The organism is Geobacillus sp. FSL W8-1251, from assembly GCF_038005945.1.
GTDB classification, from domain to species: domain Bacteria; phylum Bacillota; class Bacilli; order Bacillales; family Anoxybacillaceae; genus Geobacillus; species Geobacillus stearothermophilus.
In genome coordinates this window covers 2,590,377-2,613,134 of the sequence record NZ_JBBOUF010000001.1, presented here as the reverse complement: position 1 = coordinate 2,613,134, position 22,758 = coordinate 2,590,377, and the positions used below count along the sequence as shown (strand labels likewise).

Genomic DNA, 22,758 nt, shown 5'->3' with positions numbered 1-22,758 from the left:
ATGCTTCCCTCGCTTTCCTAAAGTAAGGAGCATTCTTAGTATGAGAAACCGGTGCCATTTTATCAGTGTGAATATTTTCTAAAAGGGGGATGCGACGATGAAACACCGGCTCGGGATCGACATTGACGGCACGGTTACGTGTCCGAGCACATTTATTCCGTATTTAAACGAAGCATTCGGCAAAGAGCTCGCATTACACGACATTACACAATACAATTTGGCGCCGTTATACGGCGTGGCGGAGGAAGAAATGGACCGGTGGCTTGCGGAAAATGAGGCGGGCATTTACGAACGTGCGCCGCTGGCTCGCTACGCGCTTGAGGTGATTGACAGCTGGAAAGACAAATACGAGCTGTATTACATCAGCGCCCGCGGCCGCCATTTGTACGAGCTCACCGAACGCTGGTTTCAACGGCACGGCATCCATTACCACCATATTGAGCTGATCGGATCCCACGATAAAATCGCCGCCGTCCGCCAATACAGGCTGGCCGCCTTTTTTGAAGATAAATACGATAACGCTTGTGAGATCGCAGAAGCATGCGGCATCCCGGTCATTTTGTTTGACACGCCATACAACCAAGGTCCGCTTCCTGACAATGTCATCCGCGTCCGGCATTGGCTCGAGGCCAAGCGTGAAGTCGAGCTGCGCTTGGCGCCATAAGAAAAACATCTCCCGTCTTATATCGGGAGATGTTTTTGGCATTGCGGACATGTTCCGTAAATTTCAAATTTATGGTCGGCGATTTCGTAGCCGTCGAGCTGCGTGGCCAGCCTTTCCATTGGACATATATCGATTTCTTTTGTTTTCCCGCACTCGGTGCAAATGAAATGATGGTGATGGCGGCGGGCGTCGCAGGCGAACCGAAACCGTTTCTCTCCTGACAACTCGGTCATCTCCAAAATGCCGAGCGCAGCAAAGAGCGACAAATTGCGGTACACCGTGTCAACGCTTAAGCCCGGATAAGCGGGACGAAGCGCCTCAAGCACTTCTTTTGCCGTCAAATATTTGTCGCGGCCGGCAAACAGCTCGAGCATTTGTTTCCGTTTTTCCGTATATTTAAACCCTTTTTCCTTCATTAACCGCAACGCTTCGCCAACGTTCATCGCGACCGCCCCCTTCTCCATTTTTTCCATCCTAATACGAGAAGCAAAATGGCCACGGCCATCATGACAATCGTTCCGCCCGGCGCCCAATCGAGTTCGTATGCCGCCAGCAAGCCGACGATGACGGAAAGCTCCCCGAAGAAAACGGAATATGCGATGGCTTGTTTAAAGCTTTTGGCGATGCGGATGCTCGCGGCCACCGGCAGCGTCATGAGCGAAGAAACGAGCAGCACGCCAACGATGCGCATCGACGCCGCGATGACGAGAGCGACAAGCACGATAAACAAAAAATGAATGAGCTTGGCGCGGACGCCGGAAACGCGGGCATATTCCTCATCAAACGAGAGAAGAAACAATTCCTTGTAAAAAGCGAAAATGACGGCGACAGCAACAATCGTGACGCCGAGCGCCGTTCCGACATCAGAGCGGCTGACAGCGCTCACGCTGCCGAACAAGTACGAAAACAAATCAGTTGTAAATCCGTTGGCCGCTGAAATCAAAATCACACTTAAGCCGATGCCGGCCGATAAAATGATCGGAATGGCAAGCTCCTCATAATGCCGGTACACAGCACGCAGCTTTTCGATAAACAGCGAGCCGATGACGGAAAAGCCCATGCCGATGTACAGCGGGTTCCATCCGGCTGCCGCCGGCACGGACTTCCCGAGCAGCAGCCCGGCGGCAATGCCGGCAAGCGTGACATGGCTCAACGCATCCGCGATGAGCGAGAGCCGCCGAACAACGATAAACACGCCAAGCAGCGGCGCGGCAAATCCGGTCAATACCCCGGCCCAGAAGGCGTTGCGCAAAAACTCGTACTGCCATAAGGCTTCCCACACGTGTCATTCCTCCAACGTCAATCGTTTATATGGCCCCTCTAGTGCTCGTGGGAGAGAACGTGAAGCGGATGCCCGTAAAACTGCGAAATGGCTTCGTCACCAAGCTGTTCAAACTCCTCCGCTTTTCCATGGAAATAGAGGCGTCTGTTCAAACAGGCGATATGGGTGACCCGCTCCGTCATCGTCCCGATGTCGTGCGTCACTAAGATAAGCGTCAAACCGCGGCGGTTCAAATCGCCAAGCAGCTCATAAAACTCGTGCACATGGCGGGCATCCACGCCGACCGTCGGCTCGTCTAAAATGAGCAAATCCGGTTGGCTCGCCAACGCCCGGGCGATAAACACCCGCTGCTGCTGGCCGCCGGACAGCTCGCCGATATTGCGCTTCGCCAACTCGCTCAGCCCAACAGCCTCAAGCGCCGCCGTGACCGCCCGCCGGTCTTCTTTCGTCAACAGGCGGAACAAGCCGCGTTTCGCCGTCAATCCGCTCGCCGCCACTTCCTCAACCGTCGCCGGGAAACCGCGGTTAAAACTGTTGGCTTTTTGCGATACAAAGCCGATTCGATGCCATGCCCGGAACGATTCAACCGGTTCACCGAACAACAAAATGCGGCCATGCGACGGCTTGAGCAAACCGAGCACGCATTTCAGCAGCGTCGATTTTCCCGAGCCGTTCGGGCCGACCAATCCTAAAAATGCTCCTTTCGGCACCGTTAAACTAACATGCTCAAGCACGTTCTCGTTTTCATAACGGAACGACACATCCTCAATTTGCAAAACAAGCCCACTCTCCATGGCGGTTCTCCCTTGCTAATTCAGAATCATTCTGATTTGCTTCACTATGCAAGTATACCCCGCCATCCGCGTTTTGTAAACCTCAATGAATCGCTGATTTAAAGCGGGCGCCGCGCACTTCATGCGTCGGCATAATGGTGATGAACGCATCCGGGTCGATTTCATTGACGATCGATTTTAGTTTTGTCACTTCCAAGCGCGTGACGACCGCATAAATAATTTCTTTTTCTTCATCGGTGTAGCCGCCTTTGCCGATCAATTTCGTCGTTCCGCGGCCGAGGCGGTGCAAAATGGCATCCGAAATCTCCGCATAATAATCAGTGACAATAAAAGCGGCCCGCGTCTCATCAAGTCCTTCGATGACTGCGTCGATCGTCTTGGAAGCAATATAGTACGTCATGACCGAATACATCGCCGCCTCGACCCCGAGCACAAACGCCGCCCAGCCGAAAATAAAGACGTTGACAAACATGACGAACTCCCCGACGGAAAACGGGATTTTTTTCGTCAACAAAATTCCTAAAATTTCCGTCCCATCGAGCGACCCACCATGGCGAATGACCAACCCGACGCCAAGCCCAAGCGCCAAACCGCCAAACACCGTTGCCAAAATGGGCTCGGCCGTCAGCGGGGAAAAATGATGAAATGCCCGTTCAGCGGCTCCGAGAATGACAACGCCTAAAATCGTCGACAACATAAACGTTTTGCCGATGTGCTTGTAGCCGAAATACATAAACGGGGCGTTTAAGAGGATGACAAGCGTGGCAAAATTGAGCAGCCGCCATTCATCTGGGATCAAGTAATCGAGGATGAGCGAAACACCGATAATGCCGCCATCGATCATTTTATTCGGAACAAGCAGCCGCTCGATCGCGAAGGCAGCCAATGCCGCGCCGATGGCGATCATGACCGCCCGGTACAACACATGGTTCAACGGTTCCTTTTTATGCTGTTTTGCCGCCAAATTACCACCCTTTCTCCCTTTGCTTTCATTTCCATTATATCATACACCCCTTTTCTGTTCACGCCATATGATGGAAAAGAACGAAGGAGGCGGTGGCAATGAATTTTTATCAACAGCTTGTCAAGCAAAAGTTGAAAACGATCACCCCGGAGGAATTGGCGGCCTACAGCCGGGACTACGGCCTGCCGATTACCGTCAGCCAGGCGAAAAAAATTCTCCATCTGGCCCGGACGAATGATCTCAACGTTTTCGATCCGCAAGAACGGAAAAAATGGGTGCGCGAGCTGGCGAAAATCACCTCGCCGGAGATCGCCAAAAAAGCGAACGAACTGTTTTTGCAATTTGTGCAAAAAAAGTAAAAAAGGGCGGAACGCCCTTTTTTATTGCTCGTCAGCTGCAATTTTCTCAAGCAATCGATCATCAAAGGTCTTTGCCCGCAGCATCGCAATTTCATGCTTGTACGGTGGTTTTTTGTTGTTTTTCTCCTCACCGACATACGGCGTTTCTAAAATTTTTGGAATATCCTCCAGTTGTGGATGATGGACGATATAATTGAGCGCAGCAAATCCGATATGGCCGAACCCGATGTTTTCATGGCGGTCTTTTCGGCTGCCGCGCGGGTTTTTGCTGTCGTTAATGTGCAGTACTTTCAACCGCTCAAGACCGATGATGCGGTCAAATTCATCAAGCACGCCGTCAAAATCATTGACAATGTCATAGCCGGCGTCATGCGTATGGCACGTGTCAAAACAGACGGACAACTTGTCGTTATAGGCGACGCCATCAATGATGTACGCCAGCTCTTCGAACGTGCGCCCGCATTCCGATCCTTTGCCGGCCATCGTCTCAAGCGCGATTTGCACGGTCTGCTCGCGCGTCAACACTTCATTCAGCCCGCGGATGATTTGCCGGAGCCCCGCCTCCGCCCCGGCGCCGACATGAGCACCCGGGTGCAGCACAAGCTGGCTCGCCCCTATCGCTTCTGTCCGCTCGATTTCAGCGCGCAAAAAATCAACGCCAAGCGCAAACGTATCAAGGTTGACCGTGTTCCCGATGTTGATGATGTACGGGGCGTGAACGACGATCTCCTCAATGCCGTGCGCCGCCATATGTTTTCGCCCGGCTTCGATATTGAGTTCCTCGATCGCCTTGCGCCTTGTGTTTTGCGGCGCCCCCGTGTAAATCATAAACGTATTCGCGCCGTAGGAAACGGCTTCCTCACTGGCGGCGAGCAGCATGTTTTTGCCGCTCATCGACACGTGTGAACCGATTTTTAGCATCCTCTTCTCTCCCTTTTCGTTTCATTCCGGGCCAAGACTACAATTATTTGAAACGGCCAAGCCGCTTTTTCTTCTTTTCGAGCTCGGCGCGCAGCTTTTTCTTATAGCCCGGCTTCACTTTCTTCGCCTTTTTCAGCTTGGCGATCACCGGCGCGAGTTCGTCTTTCTTTTCGCCGGCCCGCTTGCTCCGCCGATTCCATGGCGGGAGCTCTTTCCATTCGCCGCGCACAAGATCGCGGTGGACGAACGAAATGCCCATTTTCTCCAAGCGGGCGATCGCATCCTGGTCGGACGGCTCGTAAATCGTCGCCGCAATGCCGTTGTAGCCGGCGCGCGCCGTCCTTCCAGCGCGGTGGATGTAAAACTGCAAATCATCCGGCAGTTCGTAGTTGACAACATGGCTGACTCCTTCGATGTCGATGCCGCGCGCCGCCAAATCGGTGGCGACCACGTATTGAAACTCGAGATCGCGGATTTGGTTCATCACTTTTTTTCGTTCGCGCGGCGTCAAATCGCCGTGCAGCACACCGACTTTCAGCCCTTGTTCCGCAAGAAGGTCGGCGACTTCATCCGCCATCTTTCTCGTGTTGACGAACACGATGGCCAAATACGGGTTGTAGCTGACAAGCACATCATGAAGCAGCCTAGCCTTCTCGCGCCCACGCAGCGGAATGAGCACATGCTCGATGTTTTCGTTTGCCGCCTGTCTCGGCTTGACCTGGACGAATGTTGGATTTTCCATATATTTTTTCAAAAACGGCTTCAGCTTTTCCGGAATGGTCGCCGAAAACACAAGCATTTGCAACTCTTTCGGCATGCGGGCGGCGATTTGGTCCACATCGACGAGAAAGCCCATATCCAGCATCAAATCGGCCTCATCAACAACAAGAGTGCGCGCCGTATGCACATCAAGCGCCTGCTCGCGGATGAAATCGTTGATGCGCCCTGGCGTGCCGATGACAATGTGCGGCTGCACCGTCAATTTTTCGAGCGCTTTTTGCTTATCCGTCCCGCCGATGAAACAGCGGGCGATGATCATGCGGTCTTTCGGGCAAAATTTTGTAATCTTCAATGTCTCATGATAAATTTGCGTCGCCAGCTCGCGCGTCGGCGCCGTGATGACAGCCTGCACTTCCGCACGCTCCGGATCGATCTTTTCGATGATCGGCAACAAATAGGCATGCGTTTTCCCTGTCCCGGTTTGCGACTGGCCGACCATGCTTTCGCCGCGCAACGCCCCCGGAATGATGCGTTCTTGAATTTCCGTCGGTTTATAAAAACGAAGCGCCTTAATGGCTTCGATGACAAACGGTTGAAACGAAAAACGGGTAAACTGCGTCTCCGTCATTCCACCACAACTCCCTTCTGCCTGAGCCGCTTCATTTGCTTCACCATTATAGCGAATGTCGGAGGTCGGCCGCAACTAAAGACCACGGCAGCGGGAAAAACCTTTCCCGCCCCGCCCGCATATTGTATGAACGAGGACGATTGTTCATCCGCACAGTGGAAAGGAGGCAACTGTCATGAGTGCCATGAGATACAGCCGGCCCCCGATGATGCCTTCTCCATTCATCGGTGCCCCGCCCGCCCCGTTCGCCCGCATGCCGGCCCCGTTCCCTCGCCCCGGCGGCGCAGGCGGCCTGCTAGCCCGTTTATTTTCCCGCGGGCAGCCGCCAACGGTGGTCCCATCTCCATCGGGGATGCCGCTATTGCAAAACACAGCCGCCAACGCCGCCACAACAGCCAACACAGGCAGCGGGTTTATCGGCATGTTAAACAACGTGCAAAAAATGCTCGGCATCGCACAAAACGTTGTGCCAATGGTGCAGCAGTACGGGCCGCTCGTCCGCAATCTTCCGGGGATGATCCGCATTTTTCGTGAGCTGAAACCAGCTGATAAAAAAGAGGAGAACCCCACCCAACCGGAGCGCGCACCGGCTGAAGAGGAGAAACGAAAATCAGGAGGGCAGGCGGCCAAGAAACGCCCCGTTCCGCGGCCAAAGCGCGAAGAGCTAGCAGAAAAGCGCACGCCAGCCGCATCCAAACCATCAACCCCCAAGCTGTATATATAGCCATTTTCCGCCCCAGCGCTGCTTGTTGCCGTTTGGGGCGATTATTCTTTGTCTTCCCTTCCGCTCTCCGATATAATGAAAGGTGAACAACCGCCGCACGGTCGGCGGCAGGGAGGGAAAACGATGGAAGTCATTAAAATCACCCCGCGCGGATATTGCTACGGGGTTGTCGATGCGATGGTGATCGCCCGCAATGCGGCTTTGGATCCGTCATTGCCACGGCCCATTTATATTCTTGGAATGATCGTCCATAACAAACACGTCACCGATGCGTTTGCCGAAGAAGGCATTATTACACTCGATGGAGAAAACCGGCTTGAGATTTTGGAAAAAATCGACCGCGGCACGGTCATTTTCACCGCCCACGGCGTATCGCCGGAAGTGAAAAAGCGGGCGCTCGAAAAAGGGCTGGTCACGATCGATGCAACGTGCCCGGATGTGACGAAAACACACCGCTTGATCGAACAAAAGCTCGCGGATGGCTATGACATCATTTACATCGGCAAAAAAGGGCACCCGGAGCCGGAAGGAGCGGTCGGCATCAATCCGGAGCGCATTCACCTTGTGGAAACGGTCGACGATGTCGAACGGCTCGCGTTGGAAAACAAGCGCCTTATGGTGACGAACCAAACGACAATGAGCCAGTGGGACGTCGCCGATATTATGGCGAAAGTGAAGGAAAAGTACCCGCACGTGGAAATGCATAAAGAAATTTGCCTCGCGACCCAGCTCCGGCAAGAAGCGGTCGCCGAACAGGCAAAGGACGCCGACGTGACGATCGTTGTCGGCGACCCGCGCAGCAACAACTCCAATCGCCTCGCCCAAGTGTCGGAAGAAATTGCCGGCACGAAAGCGTACCGCGTCGCGGATGTCACGGAAATCGACATCAATTGGATAAAAAATGCCAAAAAAGTCGCCGTCACCGCCGGCGCTTCGACCCCAACGCCGATCACCAAGGAAGTGATCGACTTCCTCGAGCAATTTGACCCGAACGACCCGGCGACATGGCAGCGGGAGCGGAAAGTGCCGCTGCACAAAATTTTGCCAAAAGTAAAAGTAAAGAAAGACGAGTAACAGCTCGCCCCGTTTATAAACAAAGGCTGTCCCGCAGTCGGCAAAACCGCCTGGTGGAACAGCCTTTTTCGCTTGCCGCTTAGATGAACTGAAACGGATCCGTATGAACGCTGGAGGCGATCACGTCCGTTTCCCACTGCCGCTTCCGGAGCTCTGCCATTAAATAGCGGGCTAATCCTTGCTTCATCACTTTTTCAACATTATGGCCCGGGTCGACAAGGCGCAAGCCGAGCGCCTGGGCGTCATGGGCCGTATGGTAGTACACATCGCCGGTCACGTACACGTCCGCTCCAGCCGAGGCGGCAGCAGCGACAAACTTGTTTCCGTCCCCGCCCAGTACGGCGACGGTTTGCACAAGGTCATCGAGCCGGCCGACGACGCGCACGGCCGGGACGGAAAATGCGGTTTTCACTTGTTCGGCGAAGGCGCGCAGCGTCACCGGCTGCGGCAGCCTCCCGATACGGCCAAGCCCAAAGCGGCGCCCCTCGTTGTCAAGCGGATAAAGATCATAGGCCACTTCTTCATACGGATGGGCAGCCAGCATCGCTTGAACGACATTCCGTTCCAAGGAAGCAGGAACGATCGTCTCAATGCGCACTTCCTCCACTTCTTCGAGCTTCCCTTGTTCCCCGATAAACGGCTGTGCTCCTTCTTCCGGCAAAAACGTTCCGATGCCGTGGCTGTTGAACGTGCAATGGCTGTAGCGTCCGATATGGCCGGCGCCGGCATCGCCTAACGCCGCCCGCACCGCCTCGGCATGACTCGCCGGCACGTAGACAACGAGCTTTTTCAACGGTTCTGTATATGTTGGCACGAGCACCGCCGTCTCGCTTAAACCAAGCGCCTCGGCGAGCCAATCATTGACCCCGCCAAATGCGACGTCTAAATTCGTGTGGGCGGCATACACAGCGATGTCGTGCTTGATGCACGCCGCGATCGTCCGCCCGTGCCTGTCGTCCGTCAACAGCTGCTTAAGCGGGCGGTAGAGCGGCGGATGATGGGCGATAATCAAATCGACTCGTTGATTGATGGCTTCGGCGACGACATCTTCCAGCACGTCGAGGGCGATCATCACTTTCCGGACCGGCTTGTTCAACGTCCCGATTTGCAGGCCGATCCGGTCCCCTTCCATGGCGAGCTGTTTCGGGGCAAGCCGTTCCACAAGCTGAATAACTTCATGACCGTACGGAACCCGGCTCATCGCAACGCCTCCTCTACCAATTGGACTTTTTTCTCCAGTTCGCGCATTTTCACCCTAGCCGCCTCGCTTTCCCCTTTCTCCGCCAAATCGGCGATAATCCGTTTCCAATGCAGAAGCTCGCGCTGCCATTTTTCGCGGAACACCTCGCTGTTTTCCCGGCGCAAAAACGGCCCAAGGAGCAATTCCGCCTCCAGATGGCGGTACGGCCGCCGGGCGTCGCCGCGCTCGGCGACAAGCACTTCGTAAATTTGCCCATCTTCCTTCAGTATGCGTTCGGCAATCAACTCCCACCCATGATCGAAGAGCCAGCGGCGGATCAGTTCAGCGCCAATGTTCGGCTGCAAAATGAGCCGTTGGACACCGACGAGCTTTTCTTTCCCCTCATCCAAAATGCGGGTGATAAGGGAGCTGCCCATGCCGGCGATCGTGATGCAATCCACTTCCCCCGGAGTGATGACAGCCAATCCGTCTCCTTTGCGCACCGAAATGCGGTCGGAAAGCCCCGTCTTTTCCACTTGTTGCTGCGCGGAGCGAAGCGGGCCGTCAGCGACCTCGCCGGCAATGGCTTTTGACACATACCCGTGCAGGCAGGCATAGCAAGGCAAATACGCATGATCCGACCCAATGTCAGCGAGCACGGCTCCTTTCGGAATGAAGGAAGCGACCGTTGCCAACCGCTTTGATAGTCGAAACTCGTTCATGGCTCCTTTGGTGCAGCCCGCCTTCCTTCCACCGCTGGGCGAAGGCGGCCGCTCCTTCCTCCTTTCCTGTTCTCAAGGTCGCGCGCCTCTATTGTACTAAACAAAACATCCCTCTGCCAAAAGCAAAGGGATGTTCACCATCCATTATTTTAAACCGGCGAGCCATTTCGCCATGGCATCGGCTTTATCCGCCGGCACAAGCCCTGGCGGCATGCTGCCGCGCCCGTGTTGGATGACGTCTTTAATTTGATCCATCGACAGCCGTTGTCCGATCCCTTTCAACGATGGACCGACGCCGCCTTCATAGTTTTGGCCGTGACAGCCAGAACACGTTTGTTGGTAAAACTGTTCCGGATTGAATTCGGCCGTTTGTTCCGTTTTTTCGCCGCCTTTTTTCTCTTTGGCCATTTCCTTCGCATCGCCTAGCCCTTTAAACGACAAGACGAACGTCAGCACAATCCCGAATGCCATGATGATGAAAAACGGGATGAGCGGATTGCGGTTCATCTCTTTTACCTCCCTTATGTATAATGAAGAACGTTGCAAACAATTTTATTTTACTGTAAATAATGGACAAGGAAAAGCCCTAAGTTGCCGAAAAGGCAACAACACACCTCAACGCCACCAGATGGCGGCGGCTACAAGCAGCGGTCCGCTGACAGCGGCGAGCGAAAAGTAGCGAAGGCGAAGCAGACGGCCGACTACAAACCAGAGAACACAGTTTCCGATCACGGCAGCGGCTAGCGCACCCGCTTGCCCCTGGAAAAATCGGTCAACCTCCAACATGGATGCCACGAGCAAAATCCAAGCGCTTCCGATGAGCGGAAAGTGAAGAAGTTCTCGTTCGTTCCGCCACCGCCAGCAAAAAAACAGGCAAACAGCGAAAAAAAGGGCACAAAGGAGTGTTTGCAAAACAAATGACAATTCAGTAAAATAAATGGCAAGGGCGGCAGCTGGAAACAATAAACAAAGGCTGGCCTCCAGCCGGCTGCGCAACGGGCGGCGCGGGCTCAGGGAAGCATCGCCCTCGGTATAAAGCGCGAGCAAATAATTGCAATAATGCTCTGGCAGGAGGCGCGAACGTTTCCAATACTCGATTTCTCGGATAATCGTTTCCCGCCGTCTCCGGTTCATTTGCATTCCACCTTTCGCCAAAAGAAGAAGAAAAAAAATAGTTTACTTCCGAAGAAGTAAACTATGGAACGAACGGTCATTCCAAAAAGTCTTTCAGCCGTTTGCTGCGGCTCGGGTGGCGTAGCTTGCGCAACGCTTTGGCTTCGATTTGGCGAATGCGTTCGCGCGTCACACCAAACACCTTGCCTACTTCTTCCAGCGTCCGCGTCCGGCCGTCGTCAAGCCCGAAACGGAGGCGGAGCACGTTCTCTTCGCGGTCGGTCAGCGTATCAAGCACATCTTCAAGCTGCTCTTTCAACAGCTCATAAGCGGCGTGTTCCGATGGCGACGTCGCATCTTGGTCTTCGATGAAGTCGCCAAGATGCGAGTCGTCTTCTTCGCCGATCGGCGTCTCGAGCGACACCGGCTCTTGGGCGATCTTCAAAATTTCCCGCACTTTTTCCGGCGTCAAATCCATTTCCTCGGCGATTTCTTCCGGCGTTGGTTCGCGCCCGAGGTCTTGGAGCAACTGCCGTTGGACGCGGATCAGCTTGTTGATCGTCTCGACCATATGCACCGGGATGCGGATCGTCCGCGCTTGATCGGCGATCGCCCTCGTAATGGCTTGTCGGATCCACCACGTCGCGTACGTGCTGAACTTGTAGCCCTTGCGGTAATCAAACTTTTCAACCGCCTTGATCAGCCCCATGTTCCCTTCCTGGATCAAATCGAGGAAAAGCATGCCGCGGCCGACATACCGTTTGGCAATGCTGACGACGAGGCGGAGGTTGGCTTCCGTCAGCCGGCGCTTCGCCTCTTCATCGCCTTGTTCGATCCGCTTCGCCAGCTCAATTTCTTCTTCCGCTGATAAAAGGGGGACACGGCCGATTTCTTTTAAGTACATGCGCACCGGGTCATTGATTTTCACGCCGGGAGGAACGGATAAGTCATTTAAGTCGAATTCCGCCTCCTTGGCCAGCTCATCGATGTCCGGATCGGCTTCCAAATCGGATTCGCTGATGACTTCAATGCCTTGGTCAGCCAAGTATTCATAATATTCGTCCATTTGGTCGGAGTCCAAATCAAAGCCGGAAAGCCGCTCGGCAATTTCTTCGTATGTGAGGATGCCGCGCTTCTTGCCGAGCTCAGCGAGCTGCTCTTTCACCTGCTCCAGCGTTTCGCCGGCAGCCGCCTCGGCCTGCTTTGATTGGGCTGGTTTTTCGGCCATTTCATTACCTCCTTTAAAAACTCATACCACCATATTATGAGGAAGATAACATTTTTTTCATTTCAATCATTTCTTTGGCGATGCGGGCGGCTGTCAAAAAGTCCTTTCTTCGCTCCGCTTCCGTTTTTTCTTGTTCTTTTACCTTTAGCATTAACCATTTTGGGCGATTCAACACATGCCTGATATAATCCTCGAGCTCCTGTTCGGAAACGTCATCTGCGATCAATAAAAGCGACAGCTCGCTCGCGAGCGGCTGCAACTCGCCGGGGATTCTTGAGATGAGCGCACCCGGGTCGGCTTCATGCCCTTCTTCGTAAAAGGCGTAAATATAAGCGGCTAACGCCCGATGCTCCTCGATGTTAAACCGGCCGCCAATCCGCTCTTGAACGACCAGCGCCACATCGCGGCTTCTCATCATATGAGCAAGCAGCAACCGTTCCGCATTTTGAAAAGCCGGCAGCAACTTTTTCGCCAGCATCGGCCGCGCCGTTTCCCCATCGGGCGCCTCCCGCGGCTTTGTCCTCTCGCGCTGGCTGCGGGACAGCTGCTCATGAAGAGCGGAAAGCGACAACGAAAACTCTTCGGCGAGCTGGCGCAAATAATAATCTTGTTCCACCGGGCTCGACAGCTTGCCGATCTCCCGGAGCGCTTCATCAATATAGCGGAGCCGCTCCCCTTCGTGCTGCAAATTTTTTCCGCGCCGCAAATACGCCATTTTAAACGCCACGAGCGGTCGGGCGGCAGCCACTTCTCCGGCAAACCGTTCACCGCCATAAACACGTATATATTCATCCGGGTCAAGACCGTTCGGAAGGGATGCCACCTTGACGCGGCATCCCAATGCGCTCAGCTGCTCAGCAGCGCGCCAAGCGGCTTCGATCCCGGCGCTGTCGCCGTCATAACAAATCGTTATAGTGTCCGCATGGCGGCGCAAAATGCGCGCCTGCTCCTCGGTCAGCGACGTCCCCATCGTCGCAATGGCATAATCGATGCCGGCCTGCGCTGCGGAAATGACATCGGCAAACCCTTCGACAAGCAGCGCCTCCTGCCGTTTGCGGATCGGCACCCGCGCCGCATGAAAGTGGTATAGAATCGCCCCTTTGCGGAAAACGGGCGTTTCTGGGCTGTTGACATATTTCGGATGCCCTTCGCCGAGCAGGCGGCCGGAAAACCCCACCGTTTCGCCGCGGTGGTCGTGGATCGGAAACATAATGCGGTTCCGGAACCGGTCGACGTATCGCCCGTCCTCTTTTTTCATCAACAACCCCGCCTTTTCCATCACCGGAAGAGAAAAGGAATGGCTCTCCAGCAACTTGGCCGCCGCATCGGGTGCATCCGGGGCATAGCCGATTTCAAACCGGTCGATCGTTTCTTTTGTCCATCCGCGCGCCTGCAAGTAATCAAGCGCGGCTTGTCCTTCTTTTGTATGAACAAGCAAATGATGGTAAAATCGTTTCAGCAAGGCATGCGCTTCCGTCATCGCCTTCGCCTCGTCCGTCTGACCATCATCGCGCCCGCGAACATCCAGCTCATAGACGGACAAATCGACGCCTGCCTTGGCTGCAAGCCGTTTGGCCGCTTCCACAAACGGAATGCCCTCGATGTCCATTAAAAACGTGAAGGCATTCCCTCCTGCTCCGCAACCGAAGCAGTGGAAAATTTGCTTTTCCGGAGAAACGGAAAACGACGGCGTCTTTTCCCCATGAAAGGGGCATAAGCCAAAATAGTTGCGGCCCTGCCGTTTCAGCTGGACGTATTCGCCGATGACATCCACAATATCGACGCCGCGGCGAATGGCTTCAATCGTTTCTTCGGGAATGCGATGTCCCATACGAACAACCCCGTATCATAATTTAATTTATTCTCGGCTGTCAGCCGATTTCCCTTTTACTTTCGACAAATTTTTTCAATTCCTCCGTTTTGCCTTCCCCCTTGCCCGCAACAGCCGGCCCTCCCAATCCGCCCGCCGCCTCCGTAAAGCAAACGGCGTCAAGCTGGCGAAAGGGCGCTTCGATATATTATATTTCAAGGCCAAAGGGAACATTTCATTTTTTTGACTTTGTTGCAGCGGACAACCTGGCCCCTAAAGCAAGGGAAGGCTTCACACCCCCTATTATTCTACATCATCCCCAAAAATCCTTCTTTTTTTTCGGGCGCCCGGCGGTTTTTGTCGAAAACTTTTCCCTTGTTTTCCTTGACAAACAGCTATAAATAGTTTACTCGACTTATGCCCACTCTAAACCTATGCAGGGTCATTTTTCCCGCAATTTTTTATTATAATATAACTCAGGGACGTATGCCATAAAAAAGCGCACGATTACCGGCAGGAAATCGTGCGGACAAAACAGGCGGATCCAACGTTCTTAACACTTCAACTTTTCCGTGAAAATGCAGCGCCTTGAGCAGTCATTTTCATGCCGGGTGGAGGGCAAAGCGCGCTGCCCATGGATCTTTTTCATAATGATGCTTGCCGTTTCTTCCACAGCTTTGTTCGTTACATCGATGACATCGCAACCGATTTTTTTTACGACTTCGTCAAAATAAGCCAGCTCTTCTTTAATGCGATCCATGTTCGCATAGATGGCTTGATCGTTCAAGCCGAGCGATTTCAAACGCTCGCGGCGGATCGACAGCAGCTTGTCCGGGCTGATTTTCAAACCGAAGCATTTGCCTGGCCCGACTTGAAACAGCTGCTCGGGCGGCTCGACTTCCGGAACGATCGGTACGTTTGCCACCTTCAGCCGCTTATGCGCCAAGTATTGCGACAGCGGCGTTTTCGATGTGCGCGATACGCCGATCAACACAATATCAGCGCGCAAAATGCCGCGTGGGTCGCGGCCGTCGTCGTATTTGACGGCGAATTCGATCGCTTCGATTTTTTTGAAGTAATCTTCGTCGAGCACGCGCACCTGGCCCGGCTCATACCTTGGCGTCAGCTGGAACAAGCCGCTCATTTTTTCGATGAGCGGGCCGATGATATCGTAAGCGACCACCCCTTCGCGCGCCGCCTCGGCAAGCAAAAATTCGCGCATTTCCGGAACAACGAGCGTAAAGGCAATAATGGCTTGGTTCATTTTGGCCAACGCGACCACTTCGGCTAACGTCGTTTTATCCTCTACGTATGGAACACGCTTGATTTGAACCGGCGAGGCGTAAAACTGGCTGGCCGCCGCCTTGACGACAAGCTCAGCCGTCTCCCCGCCCGAGTCGGATACGACATAAACGAGGCGTTGATTCATTTTGTTCCTCCATTTCGCTCACACATCGTCTTTGGCTAATGAGACGAACGCTTTCGTCATATTCGTTTTCGTAATGCGGCCGATCACTTCATACCCCTTCTCCGTTTTGCGCACGACCGGCATAGCGTCGATTTGCTTCTCGATCAGCCGTTCGGCCACCTCAATCAGCGGATCATCTTTATAACAAACAGCGATGTTCGGCATCCTTGTCATGATAATATTAACGGGAATCGCTGTCAGTTCCTGTTTGCCGATGCTCGCGCGCAGCAAGTCTTTGCGCGACAAAACGCCCGCAAGAAGCGACTCCTCATCGACGACAAACAGCGTGCCGACGTCTTCCAAAAACATCGTGACAATCGCATCATAGACGCTCACGTTTTCGTTGACGACGACCGGGATGGACTGGTAGTCTTCAACTTTTAATTTTTTAATCTTATCGGCGAACAGCTGCGTGCCCGTTTTTCCGGTATAAAAATAACCGACGCGCGGCCGCGCTTCCAAATAGCCGGCCATCGTCAAAATCGCGAGATCGGGCCGCAGCGTCGCCCGCGTCAAGTTCAGCTTTTCGGCGATGCTCTCGCCGGTGATCGGCCCGTAGTCTTTGACAATTTGCAAAATTTGTTCCTGGCGTTTATTCAGTTCGATCGTCGCTCACCACCTTGCCAAAAGGTCCCACACGCTATCATCCTTGTTTATATTATACTACATCACGCGTTTACAAGGAAAATTAAGCATCCTGGCCGCTATCGGGGGCGAGTGTGTCTTTGAGCACGCTCATTTGCTGCAAAAAGCGTTTCGCCCTCAGCGACAGGCCGGCATATTCATCGTAGTACGCCGACAGCACCGCCTTCAATTCCGCCTTTGTCGTTTCTTTGACCGAAATCGCGCCCAGCCGGGCAAGATCAATATGGAAAAACAGGCGCAACAGCCGGGCCGACGCCGGCGACAACGGCATCCGGTGCGGGTCGGCCTCCTCGCAGCGATGACAAAGGAAGCCCGCCTCCTTGACCGAAAACGAGACGCTCCCTTCTGTCGCCCCGCAACGCGCGCAACGGTCAAGCACCGGCGGAATGCCGAGCACTGGGAGCATTTTCATCTCATAAATCAACGCCATGATCTCTAAATCGCGCCCTTCGCTCATATACTGTAACGTCTGCCGCAACAGCTCAAACAAGTACGGATTGCACTTTTGCTCTTCTGTGCTTTTGTCGGTGAGCTCCACAATATACGCGGCATAGGCAGCGGCAAACAAATCTTCACGCAGCGCCCGCATCGAATCAATGAGCTCCCCTTGATGGAGAACGCCGACGCCGCGGCTGCGGCGGATCAAATAATGGCCATAGGCGAGCGGCTGCGTAACAGCAGAAAGGCGGCTGCTTGGCTTTTTCGCACCTCGCGCCATCACAGCCACCTTTCCCCATTCCCTTGTAAACAATGTGACAATTTTATTCGTCTCGCCATAATCGATGGTCCGCATCACGATCGCTTCACACTTTTCAAACATTGAACCACCACCAATTGGGCCAGTGACGATGCTAAGAGATCGGCTGGTCGATTTCTTTCTGGTCGGTGTTCTGCTCCTCACCGCCGAGCCGCTGCTCCCGTTCCAACTCTTTAAACAACAAGTACGTATCGATATTGCCTGTTTGGCTAAACAACTTCCACGTAAACTCAAGCATGGAATGACACCTCTTTCCGCCTGCAGGCATTGCATATTGGTGGTTTTACCTATAGGTTGGCTCGGGCAAAACCCGTTTATGTCGCGTAAAATTTTCTAGCCGTCAATACTCGTCCTCGCGAAACCCGAAGTCGCGCAACTGCGAAAGGCGGTTGCGCCAGTCCTTTTGCACCTTCACCCACAGCTCCAAAAACACTTTGGATCCAAGCAGCGCCTCAATGTCAGCGCGCGCCCGCTGTCCGATTTCCTTTAACATCCGGCCTTGCTTGCCGATGATGATTCCTTTTTGCGAATCGCGCTCAACAACGATGACAGCCCCGACGTAAACCGTGCCCGTCTCTTCGCGCCGCTCAATGCGTTCGACGACGACGGCGATCGAATGTGGAACTTCCTCACGCGTCAAGTGAAGCGCTTTCTCGCGAATGAGCTCGGCGATGATAAACTGCTCCGGATGGTCGGTGACTTGATCCGGTGGATAATATTGCGGTCCTTCCGGCAACCGCTCTTTAATTTGCTCCAGCAGACGCTCGACATTGTTTCCTTCAAGCGCTGAAATCGGCACAATTTCCGCAAAAGGGTGCAAATCCTTGTACTGGTCAATGAGCGGCAGCAGCTCATCCGGGTGAACGCGGTCGATTTTGTTGATCACCAAAAACACCGGCGTATCGACTTCTTTCAAGCGCTCCATAATGAACGCCTCGCCGCGCCCAAACCCTTCCTCGGCATTGACCATAAACAAAATCAAATCGACTTCGCGCAGCGCATTGAGCGCCACTTTCATCATAAAATCGCCGAGTTTATGCTTCGGTTTATGCACCCCGGGAGTGTCGATAAAAATGATTTGCGCGTCCTCATCCGTGTACACGCCTTGGATTTTATTGCGCGTCGTCTGCGGTTTGTCGCTCATAATGGCGATTTTTTGCCCGACGACACGGTTTAAAAACGTTGATTTTCCTACGTTCGGTCTTCCGATAATGGCAACAAACCCTGATTTGTATCCTTCCTTATTCATACATATCCTCCGCTGAAAAAGCATCTGGCAGCAGTTCTTGAACGGTGACGATTTTGACATCGCCGTTGATATTGGCCAAAATGACTTTCATATCGCTAGGGCAAAGCTCAGCGATCACTTGACGGCATGCGCCGCACGGCGGAACCGGGCGGGGAGTGTCGGCAATGACCGCGAGGGCGGCAAACTCCGTTTCCCCTTCGGAATACGCCTTAAACAGCGCGATCCGCTCCGCGCAATTGCACACGCTGTAAGCGGCGTTTTCAATGTTGCAGCCGCGGTACACACTGCCGTCTTTCGTCAGCAACGCGGCGCCGACTTTGAATTTCGAATAAGGCACGTATGCGAATTCGCGCGCTTTTTTCGCTTCGGCAATGAGCTGTTCGATCTCCATGAATGGCTCTTCCTTTCCTGAAAGCAAACGCTGCTTTCTTTTATTTTACAAAAAATCGCCGCCAATTTCATCATTTGAAACAAAAATGTAACAGAAAAATTAGAATTTTATCTCTCGTTCGTTCAGCGAAGATGCGGCCAAAACAGCAGCGCCCCGATGATGACAGCAACCCCGGCAGCCACGAGCACAGCCGCAGCAGCGATATCTTTCGCCGCTTTCGCCAGCGGGTGAAACTCTCCTGTCACCAAGTCGACCGTGCGCTCGATGGCTGTATTCACCAGCTCGAGTGTAACGACCGCACCAACTGTCAGCACTAACACAATCCACTCCCAGCGCGACAGCCCGACAGCGAAACCGAGCGCAAAGGCAACAACGGCGGCCGCCAAGTGAAAACGCAAATGCGCCTCCTCCTTCACCGCCGCCTTCATTCCCGCCCAAGCCCAGGCGAAACGATCCCGTTCCCTCGCACCTCGCATGGCTATCGCGTCAATCCGAATCGCGTCAATATTTCCTCTTGCTTGGCAAACATGACGCGCTCTTCCTCTTCCGTTTCGTGGTCATAGCCAAGCAAATGCAAAAAACCGTGCACGGCCAAAAACCCGAGCTCGCGCATGAACGAATGCCCGTATTCCGCCGCTTGCTCTTTCGCCTTCGGAATGGAGATGACGATGTCGCCAAGCACCAGCGGCATATCGGCGCCGATGATGTCGACTTCGCCCTCTCCTTCCTCTTCCAACGCGAACGAAAGCACATCAGTCGGAGCGTCTTTGCCGCGATAGTCGCGGTTCATCAGGCGAATGCGCTCGTTGTCCACGAATGAGACGCCCACTTCCGTCCCGTCCGGCACGTTCTCGCTCGCTGCCGCTTCGCGAAGGAGTTGCTCGAGCATCTCAAGCTGCTCTGCGGTCACTTCGCCCGTTTCGTCGATAAAGTCGATGTGAATGGTCATGCATGCTTCACCTTTTCCTTTCGTACTTCCGGGTATTCAATGCGCGAATGGAAGACGCCGTTGAGCGTCTCACAAAGCGAACGGGCGACGATCTCCAACTCTTTCATCGTGATGTCGCACTCGTTCAACTGGTTGTCCTGCAGGCGGTCGGCGATGATCCCCCGGACGATCTTTTCGATTTTTTCCTGCGAGGGGTTGGCCAACGAACGGACAGCCGCCTCGACGCTGTCGGCAATGTTGATGACCGCCGCCTCTTTCGTCTGCGGCTTCGGCCCGGGATAGCGGAACTCGGCTTCGGAGACCACTCCCGTTTGCTCGAGCGCTTTATGATAAAAATACTTGAGCAGCGTCGTGCCATGATGCTGTTCGGCGATGTCGACAATCTCCTTTGGCAGCCGGTGCTTGCGAAGCAAGGCGACGCCGTCGGTGACATGGGCGATAATAATATTTTTGCTCAATTGCGGCGACAAATGATCGTGCGGATTGCCGCCCATTTGGTTTTCAATGAAATAGCGGGGCCGCTTTGTCTTGCCGATGTCGTGGTAATAGCAGGCGACGCGCGCTAGCAAGCCGTCGGCGCCGATCGCCTCGCACGCCGCTTCCGCCAAATTGGCGACCATGATGCTGTGATGATACGTCCCCGGCGCCTCCGTCAACAATTTGCGCAACAGCGGGTGATTTGGATTCGACAGCTCAATGAGGCGAAGCGGCGACAAAATGCCGAATGCCGTCTCAAACACCGGCAGCAGCCCGATCGTCAAAATGGCGGAGAAAATGCCGGAGGCCGCCGCCATGAGAAGAAAAAGGCCGATCTCAGCCAGCGAGTAGCGGCCATTTTTCATTAGCAACAACGATAGGAGCAAACCCGTATTGACGACGGCAACAAGCACACCGGCCCGCCAAATTTTCGCCTTCGCCAGCTCCTTCGGCAGGCAAAACGTCCCAGCCAGGCCGCCAGCGAGCAAATAAACAGCCAAGGACACCGATACGGCGCCAGTCGCCCCGATTTCTTCATTAAACAAGATGCTGCCGCACACCGCCCCAATGATGGCGGTCATCACCGCCAGCCGCTCGCCAAGCAGCACGCGGACAAGCATCGGACCGAACGCTGCCGGAACGAGATAGCCGGCCGAAACGGCCCCGCCGGACGGCAGCAGGCGAATGAGCACCATCACCGCCATCATCAACGTGAACACCGCTCCATAAAGCAGCAAGTTTTCATTCGTCTTCTCGGCGCGGAAATAGTAAGCGAGCGGCGCAAGCAAGAGCAGCACGAACAAACAAAGCCCCGCGGCCGGCCAATGCGGGCGTCCGCCGCCAAGCAGGCCGACGAGCTCAAGCCGGTGGTAAATGTCACTCGTAATAAATTGCCCTTCCTCCACGATCACTTGCCCTTGCAAAATTTTCACTGGCTTCACTTCATCCATCGCCTGCCGCCGCTTTTCTTCCGTCGCCGTCCGGTCGTAGACGACGTTCGGAATGACAGCCTGCCGGCACAACTTGGCGACGGTTTCGCGCAACGCCGGCGACAGCGCCGCATACTTGAGCTCTGTCGCTGCTTTCGCGCGCGCCTCGTCAAGCTCCGCCTGGGAAATGCGCTCGCTCATGGCCGCATGCACGGCCGTCAACGCTGCTTCTTTGGCTGTCTCGAGTTCACCGGGAGAAGCGCTGAGCAGCCGCCGCCATTCTTCAGAGGACAGGTAGGCAAACCACTCCGGCGGCAGCCGTTCCTCGAGCTTCGCTGTCAAATCACCGGGCGAACGGCCCGAACCCGCCTCGTTTTGCACGCTCTCAATGGCGGCAAACAGCGAGGAAAGAAGATCGACACGGTTTTCGGCATATTCTTTTTTCAACGTATAAACGTCTGCCACTTTGGCGGCTGCTTCTTCTTTCAGCCTGGCTGTCGCTTCTTTGTCCTCAACCGTCACCGGCGAGCGGATCGTTTCTTTAGCGACGTCAAACAGGCGCAGCTCATATTGGCGCGGTTTCACTTGCCAGTACAACACAGCAAACAACAGCGCAGCCAAAAACAAAAACAGCCAAAAGCGGACGAAGCGGACGTCTTTTGTCCGCTCGAGAAAAAAACGAAGCCTTCCCACCGGTTTTCCCCTCGCTTTGTAAGAAAAGCTGTGCCATCCATCCCGGTCTGTGCTCTATAAGCCGGCCTCATCGTAGGCATTAATAATTTTCGCCACAAGCGGATGGCGAACAACATCAGACTGCTCCAAAAACACAAAAGCAATGCCGCTGATGGAAGCCAAAATGCGCTTCGCGACCGACAGCCCCGACTCGACTCCTTTTGGCAGGTCGACTTGGGAAATATCGCCGGTGATCACCATTTTTGACCCAAAACCAAGCCGGGTTAAAAACATTTTCATTTGCGCCGGCGTCGTATTTTGCGCTTCGTCCAGAATGACGAACGCATCCTCAAGCGTCCGGCCACGCATATAGGCGAGCGGAGCGATCTCAATCGTGCCGCGTTCAATGAGGCGCTGCACATACTCCGCTCCGAGCACGTCGTTTAGCGCATCGTACAGTGGGCGCAAATACGGGTCGACTTTCTCCTTCAAGTCGCCGGGCAAAAAGCCGAGGCTTTCCCCCGCCTCGACAGCCGGTCGGGTCAAAATGATGCGTTTGACGCTGCCGTTTTTCAGCGCCTTCACCGCCATGACAACCGCCAAGTACGTTTTCCCGGTTCCGGCCGGCCCGATGCCAAACGTCAAGTCGTGTTGTTCAATCGCCGCCACGTAATAACGCTGGCCGAGCGTTTTGACGCGGATCGACTTCCCTTTGGCATTTTTCGTAATCTCTTCTTCGTACAGCTGGATGAGGCCGTCAAGCGCCCCTTTTTTCGCCAGCTGGACGGCATAGATGATGTCGCGCTCGCTGACGGCCACCCCTTTGCGGATGACAATCAATAAATGGCGAAGCAGCTCATCGACGAGCTGGACTTGCTGCGGCGTTCCGGAGACGTTGACCGTCTCCCCGCGCGTCACAATCGACACGCCAAGCTCTTTCTCAATCCGCTTTAAATGGGCGTCATGAACGCCAAAGAGCGCCGCCGCTTCCTGTTGATTGCGCACGTGTTGGCTGATCGTGATAAACTGCTCTGACAT

25 protein-coding genes and 1 pseudogene are annotated in these 22,758 nt (G+C 54.3%); 4 read left to right on the top strand and 22 right to left on the bottom strand.

Annotated elements, in window-relative coordinates; genetic code table 11:
- Window positions 1-97: 97 nt before the first annotated feature.
- Window positions 98-664 carry a nucleotidase gene (locus NSS88_RS13725; RefSeq protein ID WP_033014646.1) on the top strand — a complete coding sequence of 189 codons (567 nt, stop codon included), beginning with the start codon at window positions 98-100 and terminating at the stop codon, window positions 662-664.
- Between the two features lie 17 nt (window positions 665-681).
- On the opposite strand, the gene NSS88_RS13720 is transcribed toward NSS88_RS13725, so the two are convergent.
- The 4 genes from NSS88_RS13720 to NSS88_RS13705 all read right to left on the bottom strand — a co-directional run bounded on the left by NSS88_RS13720 (window position 682) and on the right by NSS88_RS13705 (window position 3,704).
- On the bottom strand, window positions 682-1,107 hold the full coding sequence (locus NSS88_RS13720; protein ID WP_033014648.1) for a Fur family transcriptional regulator: 426 nt from the start codon (window positions 1,105-1,107) through the stop codon (window positions 682-684).
- Window positions 1,104-1,946: a metal ABC transporter permease gene (locus tag NSS88_RS13715; protein ID WP_055357987.1), complete on the bottom strand. Its 843-nt coding sequence runs from the start codon at window positions 1,944-1,946 to the stop codon at window positions 1,104-1,106. The genes NSS88_RS13720 and NSS88_RS13715 overlap by 4 nt, the downstream gene beginning before the upstream one ends.
- Before the next feature lie 38 nt (window positions 1,947-1,984).
- Window positions 1,985-2,740 carry a metal ABC transporter ATP-binding protein gene (locus tag NSS88_RS13710; protein ID WP_049624491.1) on the bottom strand — a complete coding sequence of 252 codons (756 nt, stop codon included), beginning with the start codon at window positions 2,738-2,740 and terminating at the stop codon, window positions 1,985-1,987.
- An 82-nt stretch (window positions 2,741-2,822) separates the two neighbouring features.
- Window positions 2,823-3,704 (bottom strand): YitT family protein, encoded by an 882-nt coding sequence (locus NSS88_RS13705; RefSeq protein WP_080985661.1) that lies wholly within the window; start codon window positions 3,702-3,704, stop codon window positions 2,823-2,825.
- Between the two features lie 98 nt (window positions 3,705-3,802).
- On the opposite strand from NSS88_RS13705, the gene NSS88_RS13700 reads away from it, so the two are divergent.
- The gene (locus NSS88_RS13700) at window positions 3,803-4,063 is read left to right on the top strand and encodes a DUF2624 domain-containing protein (protein ID WP_033010236.1); all 261 of its coding nucleotides are present in this window, start codon (window positions 3,803-3,805) and stop codon (window positions 4,061-4,063) included.
- Between the two features lie 21 nt (window positions 4,064-4,084).
- Here the strand turns inward: NSS88_RS13700 and NSS88_RS13695 are convergent, their stop codons facing one another.
- Both NSS88_RS13695 and NSS88_RS13690 read right to left on the bottom strand, forming a co-directional pair.
- A complete protein-coding gene (locus tag NSS88_RS13695) occupies window positions 4,085-4,984 on the bottom strand; it encodes a deoxyribonuclease IV (RefSeq protein WP_049624492.1) in 900 nt (299 codons plus the stop codon).
- A 43-nt stretch (window positions 4,985-5,027) separates the two neighbouring features.
- Entirely contained in the window at window positions 5,028-6,332 is a 1,305-nt protein-coding gene (locus tag NSS88_RS13690; RefSeq protein WP_055357986.1) for a DEAD/DEAH box helicase, read from the bottom strand.
- A 184-nt stretch (window positions 6,333-6,516) separates the two neighbouring features.
- On the opposite strand from NSS88_RS13690, the gene vrrA reads away from it, so the two are divergent.
- A complete protein-coding gene (gene vrrA / locus NSS88_RS13685) occupies window positions 6,517-7,056 on the top strand; it encodes a VrrA/YqfQ family protein (RefSeq protein WP_055358089.1) in 540 nt (179 codons plus the stop codon).
- A gap of 123 nt (window positions 7,057-7,179) precedes the next feature.
- Window positions 7,180-8,130, top strand: coding sequence for a 4-hydroxy-3-methylbut-2-enyl diphosphate reductase (locus tag NSS88_RS13680; RefSeq protein WP_033007940.1), 951 nt, complete (start codon window positions 7,180-7,182; stop codon window positions 8,128-8,130).
- A gap of 79 nt (window positions 8,131-8,209) precedes the next feature.
- On the opposite strand, the gene NSS88_RS13675 is transcribed toward NSS88_RS13680, so the two are convergent.
- The 16 genes and pseudogenes from NSS88_RS13675 to NSS88_RS13600 all read right to left on the bottom strand — a co-directional run bounded on the left by NSS88_RS13675 (window position 8,210) and on the right by NSS88_RS13600 (window position 22,758).
- On the bottom strand, window positions 8,210-9,331 hold the full coding sequence (locus NSS88_RS13675) for a Nif3-like dinuclear metal center hexameric protein (RefSeq protein WP_341085070.1): 1,122 nt from the start codon (window positions 9,329-9,331) through the stop codon (window positions 8,210-8,212).
- On the bottom strand, window positions 9,328-10,032 hold the full coding sequence (locus NSS88_RS13670) for a tRNA (adenine(22)-N(1))-methyltransferase (protein WP_341085068.1): 705 nt from the start codon (window positions 10,030-10,032) through the stop codon (window positions 9,328-9,330). The genes NSS88_RS13675 and NSS88_RS13670 overlap by 4 nt, the downstream gene beginning before the upstream one ends.
- 144 nt (window positions 10,033-10,176) lie before the next feature.
- Window positions 10,177-10,539: a cytochrome c550 gene (gene cccA / locus NSS88_RS13665; protein ID WP_055357984.1), complete on the bottom strand. Its 363-nt coding sequence runs from the start codon at window positions 10,537-10,539 to the stop codon at window positions 10,177-10,179.
- Between the two features lie 108 nt (window positions 10,540-10,647).
- Window positions 10,648-11,166, bottom strand: coding sequence for a hypothetical protein (locus NSS88_RS13660; RefSeq protein ID WP_055357983.1), 519 nt, complete (start codon window positions 11,164-11,166; stop codon window positions 10,648-10,650).
- 76 nt (window positions 11,167-11,242) lie between these two features.
- Complete coding sequence (rpoD, locus tag NSS88_RS13655; protein ID WP_033014671.1) at window positions 11,243-12,373, bottom strand: RNA polymerase sigma factor RpoD; 1,131 nt, start codon at window positions 12,371-12,373, stop codon at window positions 11,243-11,245.
- 34 nt (window positions 12,374-12,407) lie between these two features.
- A complete protein-coding gene (dnaG, locus tag NSS88_RS13650) occupies window positions 12,408-14,204 on the bottom strand; it encodes a DNA primase (protein ID WP_061580804.1) in 1,797 nt (598 codons plus the stop codon).
- A 616-nt stretch (window positions 14,205-14,820) separates the two neighbouring features.
- Window positions 14,821-15,612 (bottom strand): annotated as a pseudogene (locus NSS88_RS13645) (pyruvate, water dikinase regulatory protein); the annotation flags it as partial.
- A gap of 18 nt (window positions 15,613-15,630) precedes the next feature.
- Entirely contained in the window at window positions 15,631-16,257 is a 627-nt protein-coding gene (locus NSS88_RS13640; protein WP_255350126.1) for a helix-turn-helix transcriptional regulator, read from the bottom strand.
- An 82-nt stretch (window positions 16,258-16,339) separates the two neighbouring features.
- Window positions 16,340-17,116 (bottom strand): DNA repair protein RecO, encoded by a 777-nt coding sequence (gene recO, locus NSS88_RS13635; protein ID WP_055357981.1) that lies wholly within the window; start codon window positions 17,114-17,116, stop codon window positions 16,340-16,342.
- Between the two features lie 31 nt (window positions 17,117-17,147).
- The gene (locus NSS88_RS13630; RefSeq protein WP_064502498.1) at window positions 17,148-17,291 is read right to left on the bottom strand and encodes a YqzL family protein; all 144 of its coding nucleotides are present in this window, start codon (window positions 17,289-17,291) and stop codon (window positions 17,148-17,150) included.
- A 102-nt stretch (window positions 17,292-17,393) separates the two neighbouring features.
- A complete protein-coding gene (gene era, locus NSS88_RS13625; protein WP_033009655.1) occupies window positions 17,394-18,302 on the bottom strand; it encodes a GTPase Era in 909 nt (302 codons plus the stop codon).
- Window positions 18,295-18,693, bottom strand: a complete 399-nt coding sequence (locus NSS88_RS13620) for a cytidine deaminase (RefSeq protein WP_055357980.1) — start codon at window positions 18,691-18,693, stop codon at window positions 18,295-18,297. The genes era and NSS88_RS13620 overlap by 8 nt, the downstream gene beginning before the upstream one ends.
- A gap of 122 nt (window positions 18,694-18,815) precedes the next feature.
- Window positions 18,816-19,169 carry a diacylglycerol kinase family protein gene (locus NSS88_RS13615; RefSeq protein WP_033014681.1) on the bottom strand — a complete coding sequence of 118 codons (354 nt, stop codon included), beginning with the start codon at window positions 19,167-19,169 and terminating at the stop codon, window positions 18,816-18,818.
- A gap of 2 nt (window positions 19,170-19,171) precedes the next feature.
- Window positions 19,172-19,642 carry an rRNA maturation RNase YbeY gene (gene ybeY / locus NSS88_RS13610; protein ID WP_033014683.1) on the bottom strand — a complete coding sequence of 157 codons (471 nt, stop codon included), beginning with the start codon at window positions 19,640-19,642 and terminating at the stop codon, window positions 19,172-19,174.
- Window positions 19,639-21,741 carry an HD family phosphohydrolase gene (locus NSS88_RS13605; protein WP_055357979.1) on the bottom strand — a complete coding sequence of 701 codons (2,103 nt, stop codon included), beginning with the start codon at window positions 21,739-21,741 and terminating at the stop codon, window positions 19,639-19,641. The genes ybeY and NSS88_RS13605 overlap by 4 nt, the downstream gene beginning before the upstream one ends.
- Before the next feature lie 54 nt (window positions 21,742-21,795).
- A complete protein-coding gene (locus NSS88_RS13600; protein WP_341085063.1) occupies window positions 21,796-22,758 on the bottom strand; it encodes a PhoH family protein in 963 nt (320 codons plus the stop codon).